Source organism: Streptomyces sp. enrichment culture, assembly GCF_964273255.1.
Lineage (GTDB): Bacteria > Actinomycetota > Actinomycetes > Streptomycetales > Streptomycetaceae > Streptomyces.
The window spans coordinates 1280996-1303604 of the sequence record NZ_OZ186835.1 but is presented as its reverse complement, the minus strand read 5'-3'; the positions used below and the strand labels follow the sequence as shown (position 1 = coordinate 1303604).

17 protein-coding genes are annotated in these 22609 nt (G+C 74.9%); 10 read left to right on the top strand and 7 right to left on the bottom strand.

Annotated elements, in window-relative coordinates:
• Positions 1-24 precede the first annotated feature (24 nt).
• Both ACSU53_RS05665 and ACSU53_RS05660 read left to right on the top strand, forming a co-directional pair.
• Complete coding sequence (locus ACSU53_RS05665; RefSeq protein WP_437025189.1) at positions 25-1704, top strand: protein phosphatase 2C domain-containing protein; 1680 nt, start codon at positions 25-27, stop codon at positions 1702-1704.
• 66 nt (positions 1705-1770) lie between these two features.
• Complete coding sequence (locus tag ACSU53_RS05660; protein WP_437025187.1) at positions 1771-3513, top strand: pyruvate dehydrogenase; 1743 nt, start codon at positions 1771-1773, stop codon at positions 3511-3513.
• Positions 3514-3520: 7 nt separating this feature from the next.
• Here the strand turns inward: ACSU53_RS05660 and ACSU53_RS05655 are convergent, their stop codons facing one another.
• Positions 3521-5266, bottom strand: coding sequence for a helix-turn-helix domain-containing protein (locus ACSU53_RS05655; protein WP_437025185.1), 1746 nt, complete (start codon positions 5264-5266; stop codon positions 3521-3523).
• A gap of 240 nt (positions 5267-5506) precedes the next feature.
• On the opposite strand from ACSU53_RS05655, the gene ACSU53_RS05650 reads away from it, so the two are divergent.
• Entirely contained in the window at positions 5507-6124 is a 618-nt protein-coding gene (locus tag ACSU53_RS05650; protein WP_437025183.1) for a hypothetical protein, read from the top strand.
• 252 nt (positions 6125-6376) lie between these two features.
• Complete coding sequence (locus ACSU53_RS05645; RefSeq protein ID WP_437025181.1) at positions 6377-6856, top strand: ATP-binding protein; 480 nt, start codon at positions 6377-6379, stop codon at positions 6854-6856.
• Between the two features lie 303 nt (positions 6857-7159).
• Here ACSU53_RS05645 and ACSU53_RS05640 read toward each other — a convergent pair whose 3' ends face one another.
• The gene (locus tag ACSU53_RS05640; protein ID WP_437025179.1) at positions 7160-8209 is read right to left on the bottom strand and encodes a DUF2637 domain-containing protein; all 1050 of its coding nucleotides are present in this window, start codon (positions 8207-8209) and stop codon (positions 7160-7162) included.
• Between the two features lie 612 nt (positions 8210-8821).
• Complete coding sequence (locus tag ACSU53_RS05635) at positions 8822-9685, bottom strand: (2Fe-2S)-binding protein (protein WP_437025177.1); 864 nt, start codon at positions 9683-9685, stop codon at positions 8822-8824.
• A 176-nt stretch (positions 9686-9861) separates the two neighbouring features.
• Here ACSU53_RS05635 and ACSU53_RS05630 point away from each other — a divergent pair, with 176 nt between their 5' ends.
• Entirely contained in the window at positions 9862-10827 is a 966-nt protein-coding gene (locus ACSU53_RS05630) for a GntR family transcriptional regulator (RefSeq protein WP_437025175.1), read from the top strand.
• A 166-nt stretch (positions 10828-10993) separates the two neighbouring features.
• On the opposite strand, the gene ACSU53_RS05625 is transcribed toward ACSU53_RS05630, so the two are convergent.
• The gene (locus tag ACSU53_RS05625; protein WP_437025173.1) at positions 10994-11761 is read right to left on the bottom strand and encodes a hypothetical protein; all 768 of its coding nucleotides are present in this window, start codon (positions 11759-11761) and stop codon (positions 10994-10996) included.
• 223 nt (positions 11762-11984) lie between these two features.
• Positions 11985-13700: a PucR family transcriptional regulator gene (locus ACSU53_RS05620; RefSeq protein ID WP_437025171.1), complete on the bottom strand. Its 1716-nt coding sequence runs from the start codon at positions 13698-13700 to the stop codon at positions 11985-11987.
• A gap of 347 nt (positions 13701-14047) precedes the next feature.
• Between ACSU53_RS05620 and ACSU53_RS05615 the strand changes: the two genes are divergently transcribed.
• The 5 genes from ACSU53_RS05615 to ACSU53_RS05595 all read left to right on the top strand — a co-directional run bounded on the left by ACSU53_RS05615 (position 14048) and on the right by ACSU53_RS05595 (position 20767).
• Positions 14048-14938 carry an FAD binding domain-containing protein gene (locus ACSU53_RS05615; RefSeq protein WP_437025169.1) on the top strand — a complete coding sequence of 297 codons (891 nt, stop codon included), beginning with the start codon at positions 14048-14050 and terminating at the stop codon, positions 14936-14938.
• Positions 14938-15543, top strand: coding sequence for a (2Fe-2S)-binding protein (locus tag ACSU53_RS05610; RefSeq protein WP_437025167.1), 606 nt, complete (start codon positions 14938-14940; stop codon positions 15541-15543). The genes ACSU53_RS05615 and ACSU53_RS05610 overlap by 1 nt, the downstream gene beginning before the upstream one ends.
• Before the next feature lie 2 nt (positions 15544-15545).
• Entirely contained in the window at positions 15546-17930 is a 2385-nt protein-coding gene (gene pucD / locus ACSU53_RS05605) for a xanthine dehydrogenase subunit D (RefSeq protein ID WP_437025165.1), read from the top strand.
• 193 nt (positions 17931-18123) lie between these two features.
• The gene (locus ACSU53_RS05600; protein WP_437025164.1) at positions 18124-19578 is read left to right on the top strand and encodes an NCS2 family permease; all 1455 of its coding nucleotides are present in this window, start codon (positions 18124-18126) and stop codon (positions 19576-19578) included.
• A 37-nt stretch (positions 19579-19615) separates the two neighbouring features.
• Complete coding sequence (locus ACSU53_RS05595; RefSeq protein WP_437025162.1) at positions 19616-20767, top strand: XdhC family protein; 1152 nt, start codon at positions 19616-19618, stop codon at positions 20765-20767.
• 296 nt (positions 20768-21063) lie between these two features.
• On the opposite strand, the gene ACSU53_RS05590 is transcribed toward ACSU53_RS05595, so the two are convergent.
• Both ACSU53_RS05590 and ACSU53_RS05585 read right to left on the bottom strand, forming a co-directional pair.
• On the bottom strand, positions 21064-21504 hold the full coding sequence (locus tag ACSU53_RS05590; RefSeq protein WP_437025160.1) for an SRPBCC family protein: 441 nt from the start codon (positions 21502-21504) through the stop codon (positions 21064-21066).
• A gap of 85 nt (positions 21505-21589) precedes the next feature.
• The gene (locus ACSU53_RS05585; protein WP_437025158.1) at positions 21590-22363 is read right to left on the bottom strand and encodes a polysaccharide deacetylase family protein; all 774 of its coding nucleotides are present in this window, start codon (positions 22361-22363) and stop codon (positions 21590-21592) included.
• Positions 22364-22609: the final 246 nt, after the last annotated feature.

Genomic DNA, 22609 nt, shown 5'->3' with positions numbered 1-22609 from the left:
CCACGGCGGTGGACAATCGGGAGCATGAGCCAGCAGGGGGGAAGGCCCACCGGTCACGAGGACGACTGGTGGCGGCAGTTGTACGACGACTCCACCGGCGACACCGGGCCCGCGCCCGCCCGCGACTCGCTGGACGACCGCTTCGCGTCGGCGTCCGGCACGGTGCGGGAGGGCATGCGGGACGGCCCGGAGGCGGGGGACGCGCCCCCCGCCGCGGTCCCGCCCCCACGCCGGGTGCCCGACGGGCCGCCCGCCCCTCGGCCGTCCGGCTCCCCGCCCCCCGGCCCCGCGCCCTCCGGCCCCGCGCCCTCCGGCCCCGCGCCCTCCGGCGCCGCGCCCTCCGGGGGCGCGGCGCCGCCCCGCGCGCCCTGGGAACCGCCCCCGGCGGCCCCGCCGGGCCCGGTCACCTTCCCGCCCACGGCGGCCACCGGGCCGGCCGGGAACCCTCCGGCCACGGCGGGCGCCCCTCCGCCCGCCCCGCCCCCGGGCGCCTCCGCGCCGACACCGGCCGCCCCGGCACCGCCCGCCCCGGCGCCCCCGGGCCCGCCGGGTGCCGCCCCCGCCCCGGGCCACGCGCCCCCGGCCCCCCAGGACCCGCCCGGTGCCGCCTCCGCCGCCCCGCCCCGGGAGACCGGCGCCGGGGACCTCCCGGAGTACGCCCGGGAGAACGCGCCGGAGTACGCCCCGGCCGACACCCCCGCTGCCGCCCCCGCGCCCCCGCCGGTCCGCGGCTACGTCGGCACCCGGCCCCCCACCTACGACGCCGAGCCCACCGCCCTGCCGCCGGCCGAGCCCGACGCCCTCGACGACCTCGTCCCCGACACCGTGCTGGACGGCGCCCGCTACGGCGCCTCCACCCTGCGGGCCGCCTCGGTGCGCGGCGACTCCGCCCGCTACCGGGGCGAGCCCCGCCGGGACGCCCTGCTGACCGCCCGGTTCGGCACCGGCGAGCGTGCCCTGGTGCTCGTCGCCGTGGCGACCGGCGCGCGGGCCGCGCCCCGGGCGCACCGGGCCGCCGACGAGGTCTGCCGGTGGATCGGCCGGGCCGTCGGCCGCAGTCACGCCCGCCTCGTCGACGACATCCGGGCCGCCCGCCGCGGTGACCTCAAGTCCGGACTGAACCGCCTGACCGACCGCAGCCTGGGCCGGCTCCGCGCCCACGCCGTCGAGCAGGGGCTCGAACCGGACGCGTACCAGGCCAGCCTGCGCTGCCTGCTGCTCACCGGCGACCCCGAATGCCGCACCCGGGTCTTCTTCGGCGTCGGCCCCGGCGGCCTGTTCCGGTTGCGGGACGGGGAGTGGCAGGACATCGAACCCCGGGTGAGCGACGTCCGGGGCGAGCCCGTCGTCGGCTTCGGCTCGCCGCCCGCCGGGACACCCGACGGCGACCGGCTCACCCTGGACCTCGGCCTCCCGGCGCCCCCGAGCCCGTACGAGCCCGCTCCCACCCTCGTCGACCGCCCGGAGCCGCCCCGCGAACCCTTCCGTTTCCGCACCTCCATAGCCCGGCCGGGTGACGCGCTCCTGATGTGCAGCGCGGGCCTCGCCGACCCGATGCGCGGCGAGGAGGAGCTGCGCGCCCACCTCGCGGGCCGGTGGTCACGCCCCGGGCCGCCGGGCCTGGCGGCCTTCCTCGCCGACACCCAGGTGCGGGTCAAGGGTTACGCCGACGACCGTACGGCGGCCGCCGTGTGGGAGGCGTGACAGGGCCCGGTGTGAGGTGATGGGAACCGGAGGGTCCATCCGGACACGAAGGGGCACACGAGAGCCATGGCCAAACAGAACGTCGCGGAACAGTTCGTCGACATCCTGACCCGCGCGGGAGTCAAGCGCCTCTACGGCGTTGTCGGCGACAGCCTCAACCCCGTCGTCGACGCCGTGCGCCGCAACCCCGCCATCGACTGGATCCACGTCCGGCACGAGGAGACCGCCGCCTTCGCCGCGGGCGCCGAGGCCCAGATCAGCGGCCGGCTCGGCGCCTGCGCGGGCTCCTGCGGGCCCGGCAACCTCCACCTCATCAACGGCCTCTACGACGCCCACCGCTCGATGGCGCCGGTGCTGGCCCTCGCCTCGCACATCCCGTCGAGCGAGATCGGCCTGAGCTTCTTCCAGGAGACCCACCCCGACCGGCTGTTCAGCGAGTGCAGCCACTACAGCGAGATGATCTCCAGCCCGCAGCAGATGCCCCGGCTGCTGCAGACCGCCATCCAGCACGCCATCGGCCGCTCCGGCGTCAGCGTCGTCTCCATGCCGGGCGACATCGCCGACGAACCCGCCCCCGAACGGGCCGTGGAGACGGCACTGGTCACCTCCCGGCCGACGGTCCGGCCCGGCGACGCGGAGATCGACCGCCTGGTCGACCTGATCGACGGCGCCGAGAAGGTCACCCTGTTCTGCGGGGCCGGCACCAAGGGCGCGCACGCCGAGGTCATGGAGTTCGCCCAGAAGATCAAGTCGCCGGTCGGCCACGCCCTGCGCGGCAAGGAATGGATCCAGTACGACAATCCTTTCGACGTCGGCATGAGCGGGCTGCTCGGCTACGGCGCCGCCTACGAGGCCACCCACGAGTGCGACCTGCTGATCCTGCTCGGCACCGACTTCCCGTACAACGCCTTCCTCCCCGACGACGTGCGGATCGTGCAGGTGGACGTGCGGCCCGAGGTGCTCGGCCGGCGTTCCAAGCTGGACCTCGCGGTGTGGGGCGACGTGCGGGAGACGCTGCGCTGTCTGACGCCGCGCGTGCGGGCCAAGGACAACCGCACGTTCCTCGACCGGATGCTCAAGAAGCACGCCGACGCGCTGGAGGGCGTGGTCAAGGCGTACACGCGCAAGGTGGACAAGCACGTACCGATCCACCCCGAGTACGTGGCCTCCGTCCTCGACGAGATCGCCGACGACGACGCGGTGTTCACCGTCGACACCGGCATGTGCAACGTCTGGGCCGCCCGCTACATCTCGCCCAACGCCCGCCGCCGGGTGATCGGTTCGTTCTCCCACGGCTCGATGGCGAACGCCCTGCCGATGGCGATCGGGGCGCAGTTCACCGACCGGGGACGGCAGGTCGTCTCGATGTCGGGCGACGGCGGGTTCAGCATGCTCATGGGCGACTTCCTGACCCTGGTCCAGTACGACCTGCCGGTGAAGGTCGTCCTGTTCAACAACTCCTCCCTGAGCATGGTCGAGTTGGAGATGCTGGTCGCCGGGCTGCCCTCGCACGGCACCGGCATGACCAACCCCGACTTCGCCGCCGTGGCCCGCGCCTGCGGAGCCCACGGGGTGCGCGTGGAGAAGCCCAAGGACCTCGCCGGGGCGCTCAGGTCCGCGTTCCGCCACAAGGGTCCCGCGCTCGTGGACGTCGTCACCGACCCCAACGCGCTGTCCATCCCGCCGAAGATCAGCAAGGAGATGGTGACCGGGTTCGCCCTCTCAGCCTCCAAGATGGTGCTGGACGGCGGTGTCGGCCGCATGGTGCAGATGGCCCGGTCCAACCTGCGCAACGTGCCGCGGCCCTGACGGGCCCTCACCCGTTCCGCGGCACCCAGCGGCGTCCGGAGGTGTCGTACTCGTAGTGCGGCAGCCCCGCGATGCCGCTGGTGCGGAACGGCCGGCCGCGGTCGTCCACCCGGACGGTGCCGCTGCGGCCCTGCGAGGACCAGTCCAGCTCCAGGTACCAGCGACAGTCGCAGCCGCCGGTGCGGGCGGTGACCCGCAGCACCTCCGGGTCGGTCGCCGAGACCCGGTAGGGCAGGCGCACCGCGGGGATCGGCGTGCCCGCGTCGTTGCCGGCGACCGGGCGGGCCAGCGGGCGGTCCCGGTCCAGGTCGACCGCGAAGTGCCGCGGGGTGAGCGCCCCGCCGCACCCCTGGTCCACGGCGTAGGCGCTGCCCTCGGCGGGGGCCGCGCGTCCGGTCACGCGCACGCGCAGCGCCGTCAGGACGACCGCGGTGTCCGAGGTGCCCTGCACGGACACTTCGACGATCGTCTCGCCCCCGTGCACCGCCCGCTGGGCCCCCGCCCAGGCCCCGGCGTCCTGCGGAGCCGGGGGCGGAGGCACCCGTTCCGGCGGGGCGTCGACGACGTAGTCGTGGCCGCAGCCGTGCGCCCACACCTGGTCGTCGACGGTCCAGGTCAGCGGCGGGCCGTCGGGGGCCGCGCCGCGCGGCGGGCCGCTCGGCGCGGGGGAGGAGCCCCGGCGCGTCCCGGGGGCGGCCGACGCGGTGCCGTCCGCACCGGCCGGGGCGGAGGGCGAGGGGGACGGTGACACCGACGGTGCGGCCCGCCGGTGGGGCGCGGTGGGGGCCGCGCTCGCCGTCGGCGTGACCGCGGTGCGCTCCTCCCCGTCGGCGGAGCCCCGCCGTTCCTCCGGCAGCGCGGCCAGCGTCCCCACGACCGTCAGCACCGCGCACGCCACCGCGCCGACGACGACCGTCCGCCCGCGGCGAAACCGGGCGCGGGGGCTGACGGCGGCGCCGGACGGCAGCGGTCCGCTGACCAGGGCGCCCGCACCGGCCGAGGGGGCGGGGGAGCCGGGCGGGACCGAGGCGTCGTCCGGGCCGGGGCCCGGTGCGGGACCCGGCCGCCGGTCGTCGCCCGGCCCGGGCCCCTCCGAGGCGTCGACAACGGTCTCGCCAGAAGCCGCCGCGCCGGCGACGGCTTCGCTCGGAACGGCCTTGTCGGCGACGGCTTCGCCCGCAACGGCCTTGTCGGCGACGGCCTCTTCGGCGACGGTCCCTTCGGCCCCTGCACCGTCGGCTCCCGCGTCGTCCGGCACCGGGCCGTCGGACCCGGTGTCGTCGGACGCCCCGTCCGCCACCCGGTCGGCCTCGGTGCCGCCGGTCGTGACGGGGGCCCCGGCGGCGTCCGGGCGGCGGGTGGCCGGAACGGGCCCCTGCGGGGCGCCGGGTGTGCCGCCGGCCGCTCCGTCGGGGGCGGGCGACGCCTCGGGCGGGCAGCCGTCCGCCCGAGGACGCCGACGGGCCTCCACGGCCAGCAGCCACCGGCGGTGCAGTTCCAGGCGCTCCTCGCGCGTCGCCCCGCACAGGGCGGCGAAGCGCTCCACGGGCGCGAAGTCGACGGGGACCGCCCCGCCCGCGCAATACCGGTGCAGGGTCGAGGTGTTCATGCCCAGGCGGCGGGCCAGTGACCCGTAACTGCGGTCCGTGCGCTGCTTGAACTCCCGCAGCAGCGCGGCGAACCGCGCGACCTCCTCCTGCTCCGACACCGTCACCCCGCACTCGAACGGCCCGATCCCGGCCCGGGACGGCATCCCAGGCACCTCATGTACCTGCACGTCACCGGGCCTGGGATGGTTCCAGGCCCGCCGATCCGGCGACGTCGCTTGCGTCCCCTCCCGTGACCGCTGATGCTCTTGGTGTCGCCGACGGCCACCGGACGGACCAGCCCGGCCGTCACGGTGGCCCCGGCGCGCACCGGCCGGGCGGCGAACCGCCCGGGCCCGTCGCGCCGTACCGCTCCGCATCCGATCACGTTCCTACGGGGGACCGCCATGCCCATGCGTACCCGAGCCACCGTGCTCGCCGCTCTCACCGCCGCCGTCGTCGCCGCTGGCACCGCGTTGACCGTGCCGGCCGGGGCCGCGCCCGCCAAGGCGGCGCCCGACTTCCTGTCGGCCTCGCAGCTGCCGCCGCACCCCTCTTCCGACTGGACGGCGGGGCCCGTCACCGACGGCTTCCCCGTGGAGCTGGCCTACTGCCTGGGCGAGGGCGTCCCGGCCTACGACTACCGGCACCGGGTCTTCCGCACCGACCTGGACACGGGCGCCGTGCAGGTCACCGTGGTGACGGGGTCCGCCGCCAAGGGCAGGGCCCTGGCCGCCCTGCTGAACAAGGAGATCCGCGCCTGCGCGGACCGCCTGGAGGAGTCGGACCCGGAGGTCGACGCCGCCTACCGCTCCTACGGCCCGGTGCGGGTCGAGGAGGGCGCCCGGGTGCACGGACTGCACACCGAGACCTCCTGGGGAGCCACGGACATCCACCTGCTGTCCGTGGGACGGGACGGCCGGACCGTGACGGTCGTGGGCTGGGGACAGATGGGCGACTTCGGTGACGCCCCGGTGGCCGCGTTCCGGAAGACCACGAAGAAGGCCGTGGAGAAGCTCTACTGACCGCTCGTCCGCCACCGCACGGACCGGGGTCGTCCTCCCGCCACGGGGGTCGGGAGGACGGCCCCGCACGCGTGCGTCCCGGGCCACGGAACGCGGTACGTGGCCGTCGCACTTCGGCCAACTTCGGCCGATGACCGACGGTGACGGCTCGGCATGACTTCCCGCACCGGTGACGGGGCATGGATTCCCCTGGACCGTTCGAAGAACGTGTTCGGGCAAGGGGGAACCGACATCGGAACGCGGGCGGGGGTCATGACGAGGCAGGTGAGCGGGGTCGCTCCCGGCGGGGCCGGGACGTCCTCGGTGAAGACGGCGGAGAAGAGAACCGGCGGGGAGGCCGCGCTCCCGGTGGGCGCCCAGCTGCGGCGCAGGCTGGGCCGGGCGGACCTCAGAGCGGTGCCCGAGTCGCGCCGGGCCCTGCGCGAGCTGCTGCGGCAGTGGGGCAGGTCCGGCGGGTCGGAGACGGCGGAGCTCCTCACCAGCGAGCTCGTCACCAACGCGCTGGTGCACACCGATCACGACGCGGTGCTGACGGCCACCGTGGGACCGGACGGACTGTACGTCGAGGTGCGGGACTTCACGGCCCGCGAACCCCGGCCGCGTCCCCCGGACACCGACCGCACGCACGGCCGGGGGCTGGCGCTCGTGGAAGCACTCGCCGACGCCTGGGGGATCCGGGCGCACGGCGTGGGCAAGGCGGTCTGGTTCGAACTGGGCGCCGACGCGGCCTGATCCGGGCCGCCGGGTGCCCCCGGGGCGTCCGCCGCCCCGGGCACGGGCCGGCGGACCTCCCGGGCGCGGGACGGACGGCAGCGCAACAGGCTCCGGCACCGGCGAGCGCGGACCGGACGGACGGCAGCGGAAGGGAACCGCGGGCGGAACGGAACCGCGGGTGGGACGGAATGGAGCGGAACGGAACCGCGGGTGGGACGGAACGGCAGCGGGACGGGGTGCGGCCGACTCGGGCCGCCGCACCCCGTCCCGCTGCCGTCGTCCCCGGCCTCCGCAGGAGGTCCGACGCCGACGAGGACACCGTCAGCCGAACTGCTGCTCCAGGTCCTTGAGCTTTCGCTCCAGGGAATCCAGGCGCGGCAACGCCTGGGTGTCGTCCTCCGCGGTGAGGTCGACGGGCTGGGCGTCACCCGCGCCGCGAACCGGCTGCAGGGAGGGACGCGCGCGCACGGGCAGGGCCTCCGGCGCCGGTATGGCAGGCTCCGCGGTGACCCGCTCGAGGTCCGTGGCCCGCTCGACCGTCGGCGTGTCCAGCTCGCGCCCGCCGCCCCGGCCCACGAACCCCCGGTGGCCCCGGCTGATCGCCTTGAGCCGGGCCCGCTCCACGCGCTCCTGCTCGCGGCGGCGGCGCCGGGTCTCCTCCTTCTGCCGCTGGTCCTCGCGGACCTCCTCGACCGCCTCGTCCAGGCTGCGCACACCCTCCAGCAGCATCAACGACCAGGCGCGGTAGGTCTCCCGCGGTGCCCGCAGCCAGCGGACGATGCGGATCTGCGGCAACGGCCGCGGCACCAGGCCCTGTTCCCGCAGGGCGGCCCGGCGGGTCTGCTTCAGCGCGCGGTCGAACAGCACCGCCGCCGACAGGGACATCCCCGCGAAGAAGTGCGGGGCGCCCGCGTGGCCGACGCCCCGGGGAGCGTGGACCCAGTTGAACCAGGCCGCCGCGAAGGCGAACGTCCACACGAGTATGCGCGAGCCGAGCGCCGCGTCACCGTGGCTGGCCTCGCGCACGGCGAGCACGGAGCAGAACATCGCCGCACCGTCCAGGCCGAAGGGGACGAGGTACTGCCAGCCGCCGGACAGGCCGAGGTTCTGCTCGCCGAAGCCGACCAGGCCGTGGAAGGACAGCGCCGCCGCCACCGCCGCACAGCAGAACAGCAGGACGTAGGAGACGGTGCCGTAGATGGCCTCCTTGCGCCTGCGGCGCTCCTCGCTGCGCTCCCACGAGTCGTCCGCACTCGTGTCCTTGACCGAGGAGCGCTTGCCGCGCGCGAGCACCGCCACCGCCGCCAGCATGCCCAGGAGCAGCACGGCGCCCGGAAGCAGCCAGTTCAGCGATATGTCGGTCAGTCTCATCTAGGGGTTCCCTTGCATTGGGATAGGGCGTAACGCCCGCCATAGTGGCCCAATCCCGTCGGCCCTCAGGGGTTTTCGCGGCAAGAGGCCGCCAATGAAGTGCGAGGGGATGCCCAGGGCGGCGTTCTGCTCGAACTGCCGCGTGAGGGGCGGGAGTTGAGTTCGAATAACACTACCCGTAAGGGTGGTTCCACGGAATGTTCCCGCGAGGGGTGAGGGAAGTGTGAAGCAACCGTGACCTTCGGATGCCCGGGGTCACCGTGATCGTACGGGGCGGGAGGTGCGCGGGAGGACGTCCCCGGAAGGACGTCTCCGGAAGGGTGTCCCCGGAATCCCCGGACGGGCGAGCCGTGGGGGGCGCCCCGTACGGGGGCGGTGGAGCGCCCCGTACGGGTCAGGTCACCGGCGTCCCCGCACGGGGGCGCGGGCACGCCTCGTGCGGGCACACCTGGCGCGGTCGCGGTCGCGGTCGCGGTCGGGGAACGACCCTTCGGGCGCAGGGCCCTGGTGGTGGCCCGGCGGGCTGCCGAGGTGGGGCCGTCGATGCGGGGCCCCCGTCGGTGCGGGCCGTGGCGCGGGGCCGCCGGAGCGGGGCCGGGGCGGCCCGGCCCGTCAGCCCGCCTTGGCGGTCCGGGCGGTGGCGCGGGCGGGTGTCCGGGCGGTGGTGCAGGTGCGGGGGCAGGTGGCGCAGATGTCCTCGGGGCGCAGCGTGTAGAACATGCAGCAGCTCACCCGGTCCCGGGTGGGGGAGGGCGCCGGCTCCCCGGCGGGTCCGGCCGGGCGGCGGAAGGCCGCCGCCCCCACGTACGGCGTGGTCGAGCCGGGCAGCAGCAGCTCCAGTTCGCGCACCGCCCGCGCGTCCTCGCCGAGCAGTTGGCCCACGTACCACAGGCTCTCGACGATCTCGTCGGTCGCCATGCCCCACAGCGCCCGGCCGCGACGGCGCATGCGCGGACCGAAGGAGACCAGCAGCGGCTCCAGGTGCTCGGCGACGGCCGTGCGCACCTCGGCGCGCAGGGCATCCTCGTCCGGCACGACGCGGGCGCCGGGCAGTGCCGCCGCCGGGTCGCCGGGGAGGCAGGCGAAGGTGTCCGGACGCACGGCCATGCGGCCCACGGCGAGGCCCGGCGCGGTGCGGTCGAACGAGACGTGCGTCACGGGGTAGCGCGGCACCCTGCGGTGCAGGAACCACGGCACGGTGATCAGCAGGCAGGCGGGCCAGGCGTACCGGTGCAGTCCGAAGCTGGCGATGACGTCGGGACGGGCCTGCTGCCCGTAGTCCCGCCGCACCTGCGTGTCGTCGACGGCGAGGAAGGCGTCCAGTTCCGCTCCGCCCGCGGCCAGCTCGGCGGCGGGGATCCAGCCGCCGTCCCGGGGCAGGTCCTCGCCGGCTGCGAGTACCGTGACCGCCATCGCCGGGAAGACCTCGGCCAGACGGTCGTACGCGTCGGTGACGGCCGAACCGGGCACAGGCATGGGACCACCCATTCACGTCGTCGACCGGCCCCGTGGAGGCCGCTTGGAAGGTAAGGCTCACCTTACCGAAGATCGTGGAGATGTGAACCCTGGCCCCTGTGGCCGTATCGTGCTTGACGGCCGGGTGCCAACCCGTCGTCATGGCTGCAAGTACCGAAACGTCCGGAGGGGAACCCGTGAAGCACGGTGGGCAGGGCTCCGTCAGGACGGGGGAGACCGAGGGGGCGGCGGACGCGACGGACGCCCGCCGGAGCGCGGGGACCGGACCTTCCGGGGGCATCCGGCGGGACGCGGCCGTTCCCGCCGCCCACCGCGTGCCCGCCCAGCCCGGGGCCGACGGCGCCGGCCGCGAGCGGGTCCGCCGGGAGCGCGCCGACGCCGGCGCCGCGGAAGCCGGGTGGGGCGCGTCCGCCCCGGACCGGGAGCGGCCCGGCAGCGGGTCCGGCGGCACGGGCGGCGGTGCCGCGCGCGGCGAGCACACGCACAGCGAACCGCCCCTGCCCCGGCCGCGGGCCGCCGTTCAGCGCTCCTCCGTGCGCGGCCAGGTCCTCGCCGCCCTGCGCACCGCCCTCGTGTCGGGCGAACTGCGGCCCGGCGAGGTGTACTCCGCGCCGGTGCTGGGGCAGCGGTTCGGGGTCTCCGCCACGCCCGTCCGCGAGGCCATGCAGCAACTCGCGCTGGAGGGCGCGGTCGAGGTGGTGCCGAACCGGGGTTTCCGGGTGGTCGAGCGGGGCGCCCGGGAACTGGCCGAACTGGCCGAGGTGCGCGCGCTGATCGAGGTGCCGGTGATGCTGCGGCTGGCCCGGACCGTGCCGGCCTCGCGCTGGGCGGAACTGCGTCCGCTCGCCGAGGCCACGGTCCGCGCCGCCGTCTCCGGCTGCCGTGCCACCTACGCCGAGTCCGACCGGGCCTTCCACCGCGCGGTGCTGGCCCTCGCCGGGAACGAGCAACTGGTCCGCATCGCCGAGGACCTGCACCGCCGCGCCCAGTGGCCGCTGGTGGGCGGCGGGCCGGACGCCCGCCACCGGGGCGAACTGGTGGCCGACGCCCACGAACACACCGTGCTGCTGGACGCGTTGATCGCCGGTGACCTGGACGTCGTCCGGGACCTGGTGCGGGAGCACTTCACCGGGTCGGTCTGAGCGGGGCCCGCACGATCCCCGCGGGTGCGCCCGCTGCCGCACGTCGAGACTCCGTGACGCCGTCCCGCCCCGCCGGACGGCCTCGGCGGGCCGCCTCCGTCGCCGCGCGCCGCCTCCGTCGCCGCGCGCCGCCTCCGTCGCTGCCGTCGCCCCCGCGCCGGGGTGCCTACGCCGTCGCCGCGCCCGTGGCCGGGGGCGCCAACTGGCGGGCCAGCCACGTGGGGACGCCTCCCAGCAGCCGGAACAGCCGGCGGGCTTCCTCGCGCAGCCGGGACGCCTCCGCCTCGGTCTCCGTGTCGGCGAGCGAGACCAGGGCCGGTGCCGTGCCGATCAGGTAGCCCAACTCCTCGCGGATCCGGAGGGATTCGGCGAAACCCTGCCGTGCTTCGACCAACTCCCCCTCGCGCAGGGCGAGTCCGGCCAGATGGCGCCAGGTGCCGGACAGGAGCAGCGGGTCGGCGTGGGCGGTGGCGCCCGCGTGGGCCCTGCGGTACGCGGCCCGGGCCGCCTGCGGGGACCGGGTGAGGTTCTCCGCGACCAGTCCGCGCCGGAAGTCCAGCAGCGGGCGCCCGGCCGCGTCGGGGGCGATCAGCGCGGCCGCCCGGCCGAGCGCCGCGCGGGCCTCGTCGGCCCGGTCGCGGACGCCGAACAGGGTGGCCGCGTAGGCCAAGTACCCGCGTTCACAAGCGGCGGCGCCGCGCTGGTCGTCGCTGTCCGCGAGCGCCTCGGCGGTGCGCAGCGCGTCCTCCGCCTCCTCCCAGCCCGCCTCGGTGTACAGGCACCGCTCCACCAGCAGGGAGGCCCGCTGCAGCGCGGCCGCCGGTTCCGCCGCCGGGAGCAGGGCTGCCGCATCGGCCCAGCACGCGCGTGAGCGCAGCCGCCATACCGCGGTCTGGAGGGGATCGTCACCAGAGGTCGTTCCGTTACCAGACATGGCGGTATGCGCCACGTTGCCCTCCCCGAGCACGCCATCGAGCTGTTGAGTGGTGGCCGCATCTCAGCACGAACAACAGGGCCGGGCCAAGAGGGTGGGTGAAGTTTTTCACAAAGTCGTGGACCGGGAGGCCCGAACCCGCGAAAGCGCCCCGGCGCGCGTGTCCCGCCCGGGGCGCCCCCCGCGTCTCCCGCGCCCCGTGAGGCGCCCCCGCACCGCCGGGTCAGCTCATGCGCAGGGCGAGGAAGAAGTCCAGCTTGTCCTCCAGCCGGGACAGGTCCCGGCCGGTGAGCTGCTCGATGCGGCCGACGCGGTAGCGCAGGGTGTTGACGTGCAGGTGGAGGCGTCCCGCGCAGCGGGTCCAGGAGCCGTCGCAGTCCAGGAACGCCTCCAGCGTCGGGATCAGCTCGGCGCGGTGCCGGCGGTCGTAGTCCCGCAGCGGGTCGAGGAGCCGGGCGGTGAACGCGCGGCGCACGTCGTCGGGGACGAAGGGGAGCAGCAGGACGTGCGAGGCGAGTTCCTGGTGCCCGGCGGCGCAGACCCGGCCGGGGCGGGCCGCCGCCACCCGGCGGGCGTGCCGGGCCTCCTCCAGCGCGCCGCGCAGCCCCTCCGCCGAGTGCACGGCCGCGGACACGCCCACGGTGAGGCGGCCGTCCCCGTCGAGACCGGCCGCCAGCGGGTCGCGCACCGCGGCCAGCAGCGTGTCGGCCTGGATGCCCGCCCGGGACCCCTCCTGCTCGCCGGTGGCGAGGGTCGGCAGCGGGACCAGGGCGATCGCCTCGTCGCCGGTGTGGGCCACCGCGATCCGGTCGGAGTGCTCCGGCCCGGTCTCGGCCGGGTCCACGAGGATCTCCTCCAGCAGCGCCTGGGCCTGCGCGCCGCCGTCCGGCCGTTCGCCGTCCCAGTCGACCCGGGCGACGACGACCTGCCAGTGCGGTGCCGCGCCGAGGCCCGGCAGCAGCACCGGGGCCGCCACCCGCAGCCGGGCGGCGATCTCGGCCGGGGCCGCGCCGCTCTGCACCAGCTCCAGCACCTCCTGCGCCAGGCGGCGGCGGACGGTGCGCGCCGCGTCCCGCCGGTCCCGCTCCACGGCGATCAGCTGGGTGACCCCGTGCAGCAGGTCCAGGCGCTCCTCGGCCCAGTCCCCGGCGTCCGCCTCCACGGCGAGCACCCAGTCCGCCAGCGACCCCTCCGGCGGCGCGGCCCCGTCCCGGGCCTCACCGGCCCGGGGGGAGCGCCCCGTGCTGCGCACCGGGAACAGGCTGTAGGTGGTGGAGCCCAGCGTCACCCGGTGGGGGCCGCGCCGGCCGCTGCGGGTGGCCGCCAGGTGCTCCGCCGCCAGCCGCGCGCACACGTCGGCGGGCAGCTCCGTGCCGTCCGCCGCACCGGTGGCGGGGCCCGTCTCCTTCGGCGCGGCGATCAGCCGGCCCGCGGGGGACAGCACCCAGGCCCGCAGGTCCAGGTCGGAGCCGAGCAGGTCGAGGACCACGTCCGGGCCGCCGCCCGCCGGGCCCGAGGTCATCATCCGCCGGTGCCGGTCCACGACCGCCGCGAGGTCCCCGGCGCGTTCGCCGGACACCTGCCGGACCACGTGCTCGGTGACGGTGGCGAAGGCCACCGACTCGTCCACCGCGAAGAGCGGCAGCCGGTGCCGGGCGCACGCCACCACCAGATCGTCGGGGACGTCGCCCAGCTCCGCCGTGCCGGCCGCCAGCGCGGCCACGCCGACCTGCGCCAGGACCCGTACGAACGGTTCGGAGTCGGCCGCGTCCCGGCGCCAGGCCAGGCCGGTGAGCACCAGCTCCCCGCCCGAGAGGTAGCGGCTCGGGTCGCGCAGGTCGGTCGTCATGACCCCGCGCACGCTGCGGTCCAGTTCGTCCTCGCCGCCGAGCAGCTTCAGGCCCAGCGCGTCGGTGTCCAGCAGTGCGCGCAGCCGCATTCTCGTCGCCGCCGTTTCTTTCGCTCGTTGTCGGTGACGGACCATGGAGGAACAGTGCGGTGTGTCCGCCGACCGGTGGCTGATCAGCGCGGTCGGCCGCTCCTGGACCGCCCCCTCCGGTATCGGAGGAGGTGAGGAGGGGGCGAGCCCTCTGTGTTCATACGAATCTACAAGATGACCTCGCTGGCCAGCCAACTCCTTCATGCAATCCGTGACTGACCCGTGCGGAGCAGCGGGCGGTGTACTGAGCCCACTCCGCGTGAACTGCACAGAGTACGAGCCCGGTCCGCCGCACCCGGATGGCTCGATCTGTACGACCCACCAGACGAAGAAGAAGAGAGCCGGTCATGGACTTCCTTCGCCCCGCCAGCTGGGAGGAGGCGCTCGCCACCAAGGCCGAGCACCCCGCCGCTGTGCCGATCGCGGGCGGCACCGACGTGATGGTCGAGATCAACTTCGACCACCGCCGGCCCGAGCACCTGATGGACCTCACCCGCATCGGCGAGCTCTCCGAGTGGGAGACCGGCGAGGACAGCGTGCGGCTCGGCGCCTCCGTCCCCTACACGAAGATCATGGAGCACCTGCGGGCCGAGCTGCCGGGACTCGCCCTCGCCTCCCACACGGTCGCCTCCCCGCAGATCCGCAACCGCGGCGGCGTCGGCGGCAACCTCGGCACCGCCTCCCCGGCCGGCGACGCCCACCCGGCGCTGCTCGCCGCGGGCGCCGAGGTCGAGGTCGCGTCGGTGCGCGGCTCCCGCCGCATCCCCATCGACGACTTCTACACCGGCGTGAAGCGCAACGCGCTGGCGCCCGACGAGCTGATCCGCGCCGTCCACATCAAGAAGGCCGACGGCCCTCAGCAGTTCTCCAAGGTCGGCACCCGCAACGCCATGGTGATCGCCGTGTGCGCCTTCGGCATCGCGCTGCACCCGAGCACCCGCACGGTCCGCACCGGGATCGGATCGGCCGCCCCGACGCCCGTCCGGGCGAAGGCGGCCGAGGAGTTCCTGAACGCCGCGCTCGACGAGGGCGGCTTCTGGGACAACGGCAAGATCATCACGCCGTCCGTCGCCAAGCAGTTCGCCGACCTGTGCGCCGCCGCCTGCAACCCGATCGACGACGTGCGCGGCACCGCGAGCTACCGCCGCCACGCGGTCGGCGTGATGGCCCGCCGCACCCTGACCTGGACCTGGGAGTCGTACCGCGGCGCCCGCCACCTCACCGAGGGAGCCGCCTGATGCGTGTCACCTTCACCGTCAACGGACGCCGCCAGGAGGCCGACGACGTCTGGGAGGGCGAGTCCCTGCTGTACGTGCTGCGCGAGCGGCTCGGCCTGCCCGGCTCCAAGAACGCCTGCGAGCAGGGCGAGTGCGGATCGTGCACCGTGCGCCTGGACGGCGTCCCGGTCTGCTCCTGCCTGGTCGCCGCAGGCCAGGCCGAGGGCCGTGAGGTCGTCACCGTGGAGGGCCTGGCGGACTACGCGAAACAGCGCTCCTGCGGCACCGGCGCCTGCGGAACCGACACCGCGACGGACACCGCGACGGACGCCGGGACCGGCGCGGGCGCCCGTCCCGGGGCCAACGCGGGCACCGACTCGCAGACCGGCGAGGGCACCGAACTCTCGCCCGTCCAGCAGGCGTTCATCGACGCGGGCGCCGTCCAGTGCGGCTTCTGCACCCCGGGCCTGCTGGTCGCCGCCGACGAGATGCTGGAACGCAACCCGGCCCCGACCGACGCGGACATCCGCGAGGCCCTGTCCGGCAACCTGTGCCGCTGCACCGGCTACGAGAAGATCATGGACGCGGTCCGCCTGGCCGCGGCCCGCCAGTCCGAGGGGGTCTGACCATGCCGACCAACGGTGTTCCCACCCAGCTCACCCAGGGCACCGGCGCCCGCGGCGGCATCGGCGAGTCCACGCTCCGCCCGGACGGCACCCTCAAGGTCACCGGGGAGTTCGCGTACTCCTCCGACATGTGGCACGAGGACATGCTCTGGGGCCAGATCCTGCGCTCCACCGTCGCCCACGCCGAGATCCTGTCGATCGACACCGCCGAGGCCCTGGCGACCCCCGGCGTGTACGCCGTCCTGACGTACGACGACCTGCCGACCGAGGTGAAGAACTACGGCCTGGAGATCCAGGACACCCCCGTCCTCGCCCACGGCAAGGTCCGCCACCACGGCGAACCGGTCGCGATCGTCGCCGCCGACCACCCGGAGACCGCGCGCAGGGCCGCCGCCAAGATCAAGGTCGACTACCGGGAACTGCCCGTCGTCACCGACGAGGCGTCCGCGCTCGCCCCCGACGCGGTCCTGATCCACGACGACCGCGACGACCATCACGCCGGCCACGTCCCGCACCCCAACATCGTGCACCGCCAGCCCATCGTGCGCGGCGACGTCGCCGCCGCCCGGGAGCGGGCCGACGTGATCGTCGAGGGCGAGTACACCTTCGGCATGCAGGACCAGGCCTTCCTCGGCCCCGAGTCCGGCCTCGCCGTCCCCGAGGAGGACGGCGGCGTCCACCTCTACGTCGCCACCCAGTGGCTCCACTCCGACCTGCGCCAGATCGCCCCCGTGCTCGGCCTGCCCGAGGACAAGGTGCGGATGACGCTGGCCGGCGTCGGCGGCGCGTTCGGCGGGCGCGAGGACCTGTCGATGCAGATCCACGCCTGCCTGCTCGCCCTGCGCACCGGCAAGCCCGTCAAGATCGTCTACAACCGCTTCGAGTCCTTCTTCGGCCACGTCCACCGCCACCCCGCCAAGCTGTACTACGAGCACGGCGCCACCGCCGACGGCCGGCTGACCCACGTCAAGTGCCGCATCGTCCTCGACGGCGGCGCCTACGCCTCCGCCTCCCCGGCCGTGGTCGGCAACGCCTCCTCGCTCGGCGTCGGCCCGTACGTCGTGGACGACGTCGACATCGAGGCGATCGCCCTTTACACCAACAACCCGCCGTGCGGAGCGATGCGCGGCTTCGGCGCGGTCCAGGCGTGCTTCGCCTACGAGGCGCAGATGGACAAACTGGCGGCGAAGCTGGGCATGGACCCGGTGGAACTGCGGCAGCTCAACGCCATGGAACAGGGCACCCTCTTGCCCACCGGCCAGGTCGTCGACTCGCCCGCCCCGGTGGCCGAACTGCTGCGCCGCGTCAAGGCGATGCCCATGCCGCCCGAGCGCCAGTGGGAGTCCAGCGAGGGCGCCGACGTGCGCCAGCTGCCGGGCGGCCTGTCCAACACCACGCACGGCGAGGGCGTGGTGCGCGGGGTCGGCTACGCCGTCGGCATCAAGAACGTCGGCTTCTCCGAGGGCTTCGACGACTACTCCACCGCCCGCGTCCGCATGGAGGTGGTCGGCGGCGAGCCGGTCGCCACCGTGCACACCGCGATGGCCGAGGTCGGCCAGGGCGGCGTCACCGTCCACGCGCAGATCGCCCGCACCGAACTCGGCGTCGGCCAGGTCACCATCCACCCCGCCGACACCCAGGTGGGATCGGCCGGTTCCACGTCCGCCTCCCGGCAGACGTACGTCACCGGCGGCGCGGTCAAGAACGCCTGCGAACTGGTCCGCGAGAAGGTGCTGGACCTCGGCCGGCGCCGCTTCGGCTCCCACCACCCGGCGTGGGCCACCGCCGAACTCCTGCTGGAGGGCGGCAAGGTCGTCACCGACGGCGGCGAGGTCCTCGCCGACCTGGTGGACGTCCTCGGCGACGACGCGGTGGAGGTCGAGGAGGAGTGGCGGCACCGGCCGACCGAACCCTTCGACCTGCGCACCGGCCAGGGCAACGGCCACGTCCAGTACTCCTTCGCCGCACACCGCGCCGTGGTCGAGGTCGACACCGACCTCGGCCTGGTCAAGGTCATCGAACTGGCCTGCGCCCAGGACGTCGGCAAGGCGCTCAACCCGCTGTCCGTGCTCGGCCAGATCCAGGGCGGCACCACCCAGGGACTGGGCGTGGCCGTCATGGAGGAGATCGTCGTCGACCCGAAGACCGCGAAGGTGCGCAACCCCTCCTTCACGGACTACCTCATCCCCACCATCCTCGACACGCCGACCATCCCCGTCGACGTGCTCGAACTCGCGGACGACCACGCGCCGTACGGGCTGCGCGGCATCGGCGAGGCCCCGACCCTGTCGTCCACCCCGGCGGTCCTCGCGGCCGTCCGGAACGCGACGGGCCGGCAGCTCGACCGCACACCGGTCCGCCCCGAACACCTGACGGGAACCGCGTAGAGGGCCCCGGAGGGATCCGCGTGCCCGCCGCACCCCGCGGCACCCGGCGCCGGGCAGGGAGCAGCACCCCACGGTCCTCCCGGCGCCGCCCACCGATGTTCGTCTCGGGCCGTCCCCCGGGTCGTGCACATCCCAAATCCCGTGAACCCGCTCCAGGGCACGGGTGCCCCTGTGAACCTTGGGAGATGGCACCATGACCCAGTCAGTGCAGCCCAGGACCGCCGCCGACGACGCGGGCGCGGGAACCCGCGTCCCGGCCGGCCGGTCCTGGCTCGACCGTTACTTCCACATATCGCACCGAGGGTCCACGGTCGCCCGTGAAGTGCGCGGCGGCATCACCACCTTCATGGCGATGGCCTACATCCTGCTGCTCAACCCGCTGATCCTGTCCGGCGAGGACGCGGCCGGCAACACCCTCGGCCGCACCGCCCTGATCACCGCCACCGCGTTCGCCGCCGCCCTCACCACCCTGCTGATGGGCTTCTTCGGCAAGGTGCCGCTCGCCCTCGCCGCCGGGCTGTCCGTCTCCGGCGTGCTCGCCTCGCAGGTCGTGCCCGTGATGACGTGGCCGCAGGCGATGGGCATGTGCGTCCTGTACGGCGTCGTCATCATGCTGCTCGTGGTCACCGGCCTGCGGGAGATGGTCATGAACGCCATCCCGCTGGCCCTGAAACACGCGATCACCATGGGCATCGGCCTGTTCATCGCCCTGATCGGCTTCTACAAGGCCGGCTTCGTGCACCAGGGCGAGGCGACCCCGGTCACCCTCGGCCCGGCCGGCGAGCTGTCCGGCTGGCCGGTCCTGCTGTTCGCCGTCACCCTCCTGGCGATCTTCATGCTCCAGGCGCGCGGCGTGCCGGGCGCGATCCTGATCGGCATCATCGGCGGCACCGTCCTGGCCGTCGCCCTCAACGCCTTCGGCGTCATCGACCCGAAGCAGTGGGCGGCCGGCGCTCCCGAACTGAACGGCAGCGCCGTGTCGATGCCGGACTTCGGGGTGTTCGGCACCGTCGAGTTCGGCGGCTGGGGCGAGGTCGGCGCGATGACCGTCGGCATGATCGTCTTCACCCTCGTGCTGGCGGGCTTCTTCGACGCCATGGCCACCATCATCGGCGTCGGCACCGAGGCGAAGCTGGCCGACGACAAGGGCCGCATGCCCGGCCTGTCCAAGGCGCTGTTCATCGACGGCGCCGGCGGTGTCGTCGGCGGTGTCTCGGGAGCGTCCGGGCAGACCGTGTTCGTGGAGTCGGCGACCGGCGTCGGCGAGGGCGCCCGCACCGGACTGTCCTCCGTCGTCACCGGCCTGTTCTTCGCGGCCTGCCTGTTCTTCACCCCGCTCACGGCGATCGTGCCGGGCGAGGTGGCCGCCGCCGCCCTGGTGGTGATCGGCGCCATGATGATGATGAACGCCCGCCACGTCGACTGGGCCGACCGCGCCACCGCCATCCCGGTGTTCCTCACCGTGGTCATCATGCCGTTCACCTACTCCATCACCGCGGGTGTCGCCGCCGGAGTCATCTCCTACGTCGCCATCCGGACCGGCCAGGGCAGGGCCCGGGAGATCGGTGCCTTCATGTGGGGCCTGGCACTGATCTTCCTGGTCTACTTCGCCCTCGCCCCCATCGAGAGCTGGCTGGGCGTGCACTGACCCCGCCCGCGAACCCCACCGCCGAGGAGAGAGCACGATGCTGGACATCGCCGAGGAACTGCACCGGTGGACCGCCGAGGGCCGCGACTTCGCCGTCGCCACGGTCGTGGCGGTCGGCGGCAGCGCGCCCCGGCAGCCCGGCGCCGCGCTCGCGGTCGACGCCGACGGCACCGCGATCGGCTCGGTCTCCGGCGGCTGCGTGGAGGGCGCGGTGTACGAGCTGTGCGCGCAGGCGCTCCGGGACGGCGAGTCCGTCCTGGAGCGCTTCGGCTACAGCGACGACGACGCGTTCGCGGTCGGCCTGACCTGCGGCGGCGTCATCGACATCCTGGTCACCCCGGTCCGGGCGGACGACCCGGTCCGCCCGGTCCTGGCCTCCGCCCTCGACACCGCCGCCGGGGGCGGGGCGGCGGCCCTCGCCCGGGTGGTGAGCGGACCCGGGCCGCTGCGGGGCCGCGCGCTGGTGGTCCGGCCCGACGGGTCGGCCGAGGGCGGCTTCGGCGGCCACCCGGAACTGGACCGCACGGTCATCGCGGAGGCCGCCGCGCTGCTGGACGCGGGCCGCACCGGCACGGTGGAGATCGGCGCGGAGGGCTCCCGGTGCGGGGCCCCGCTGACGCTGCTGGTGGAGTCGTCGGTCCCGCCGCCCCGCATGATCGTCTTCGGGGCGATCGACTTCGCGGCGGCCCTGGTCAGGGTGGGCAAGTTCCTCGGCCACCACGTCACCGTGTGCGACGCCCGCCCGGTGTTCGCCACCCGGGCACGCTTCCCCGACGCCGACGAGGTCGTCGTCGAGTGGCCGCACCGGTACCTGGAGCGCACCGAGGTCGACGGGCGCACCGTCCTGTGCGTCCTGACCCACGACGCGAAGTTCGACGTGCCGCTGCTGCGGCTCGCGCTGCGGCTGCCGGTGGCGTACGTCGGCGCGATGGGCTCCCGCCGCACCCACCTGGACCGCGCCGCCCGCCTGCGCGAGGTCGGCGTGAGCGAACTCGAACTGGGCCGGCTGCGGTCGCCCATCGGCCTCGACCTGGGCGCCCGTACGCCGGAGGAGACGGCGCTGTCCATCGCGGCGGAGATCGTCGCCGACCGGCGCGGCGGCAGCGGCGCCCCCCTCACCGGCGCACACACCCCGATCCACCACGACGGCGGCCCGGGACCGGCGGGGCGGATCGGGTCGGTGGCCTGACGGCCCGACCGGCACGGGCGGGCGGCCGAACGGACCGGACGACTGGACCGGGCGGACGGCCGTCGGACGGGCCCGGCGGCCGACCGGACCGGGCGGGCGGCCGACAGCGCGGCGGTGGCCGTCGGACCTCGTCGAGGAGAACGCCGAGCGCGCCGGTCACGGCGGCTCCTCGTCCGCGTCTCCGCCGTCGACCCTCCCACCGTCTTCGCGGCCCCGCTGGACGCGCACCCGGAGGGATGGCCGCCGGCACCGGGCTGAGCCGGCCCGGGGTGTGCGGGCCGTCCGCCCGGACGGGGTCACGCCTGCCGCAGCAGCCGGTTGACCGCCCGGCCGAAGACCAGGCGTCCGGTGCGGCCCACCACGCCGTCGAGCACGGCCGGGAGCGGAGCGACCCGCAGGTCCTCGCGCCACTCCACCCGGGCGCGCCCGCCCGGACCGGGGCGCACCTCGATCTCCGCCCAGCCGGTGACGACCCGGCCCCGCTTCTCCAGCCGGCAGCGGCCCGGCGTGCCGTCCCCCGGCGGCTGCCACACCGTGACCTCCATCGGATCGCTGAAGGACAGCGGGCCGATCCCGGAGCGGGCCACGACGACCGTGCCCTCGCCGGTCGGCGGGGGAGTGGTCACCGTGACCCGGGTGAACGGGACGACGTCGCCGTGCCGGTGCCAGGCCGTGAGCCGGCGCCAGGCCTCGTCGGGGGAAAGGGGCGCCGTGCGCCGGACAAGGAAGAGGGCCACCGGACGATCCTAGGAAACCGGGGCCGCCGGCCGGCAGCCCCGGGCCCGTGTCACCCGGTCGGCCCAGCGCCCGCCCCGGCCGCGGTCACCGGTAGACCTTCCCCGGTTCCGCCCGGCCCGGTGCCAGCAGCTGGGGGACCGTCACGAAGACGTAGCCCCGCTTCCTCAGCGCGCCGATGATGCCGGGCACGGCCGGCACCGTGCCGTCGTAGAGGTCGTGCAGCAGGACGATGCCGTCGCGGGAGACCTGGGACAGGACGCGGCGGGTGATGACGTCGGAGTCCGTGGTCGCGTAGTCCTTCGCGGTGACGCTCCACAGGATCTCGGCCAGCCCCAGTTCCCGGCAGATCCCGTGCACCCTGGCGTCGGTGCGGCCCTGCGGCGGACGCATGAGGGTGGGGCGGCGGCCGGTGAGCTCCTCGATGGCGTCGTCGGTGCGGGTCAGCTCCTCGCGTATCTCCTCCGGCTCCAGGTCCGTGAGGTTGCGGTGCGTCCAGGTGTGGTTGGCGAGCTCGTGCCCCTCGTCGGCCATGCGGCGGACGAGCTCGGGGTAGCGGTCGATGTGCCGCCGGCCCATGAGGAAGAACGTGGCCGGGACCTGTTCCTCGGCGAGGATGTCCAGCAGCCGGGCGGAGTGCTCGCTGGGGCCGGCGTCGAAGGTGAGCGCGACGCACTTCGCCTGGCGGCAGTCGACGGTGCCGAACCGTGCCCGGACGTCGGTGGCCCGCACGCTGCTCGGGGTGGTGGTGTCCGTCCGTCCGCAGCTGCCCAGGGCCATCAGCAGGGCCGCCGCGACCCCCAGCGAGGCGGCCCGGAACGCGGTCGTGGATCTCTTCGTCTTCTTGGTCGGAGAAGGCATGCCGGGACTATACGCAGCGTGTATACGCGCAGTGCATAGTCGCTCCGACGTGCTCTCCGCCGGGCGTCGGCGGGCCTGTGAGAGTGATCACTCGGCCGTCTCCCGCTCCGGCCCGTCCTTCCGTGATCCGCGGCCTCGACTGGGCCGAACCGGTGCATATCTGCCTAAGTTGTCTCCAAGTGTTTGAGACAACCGCAAAACGGCACTCGCGTTCCCCAGGAGTCCGAGTCCCACCGGTCGCCCAGG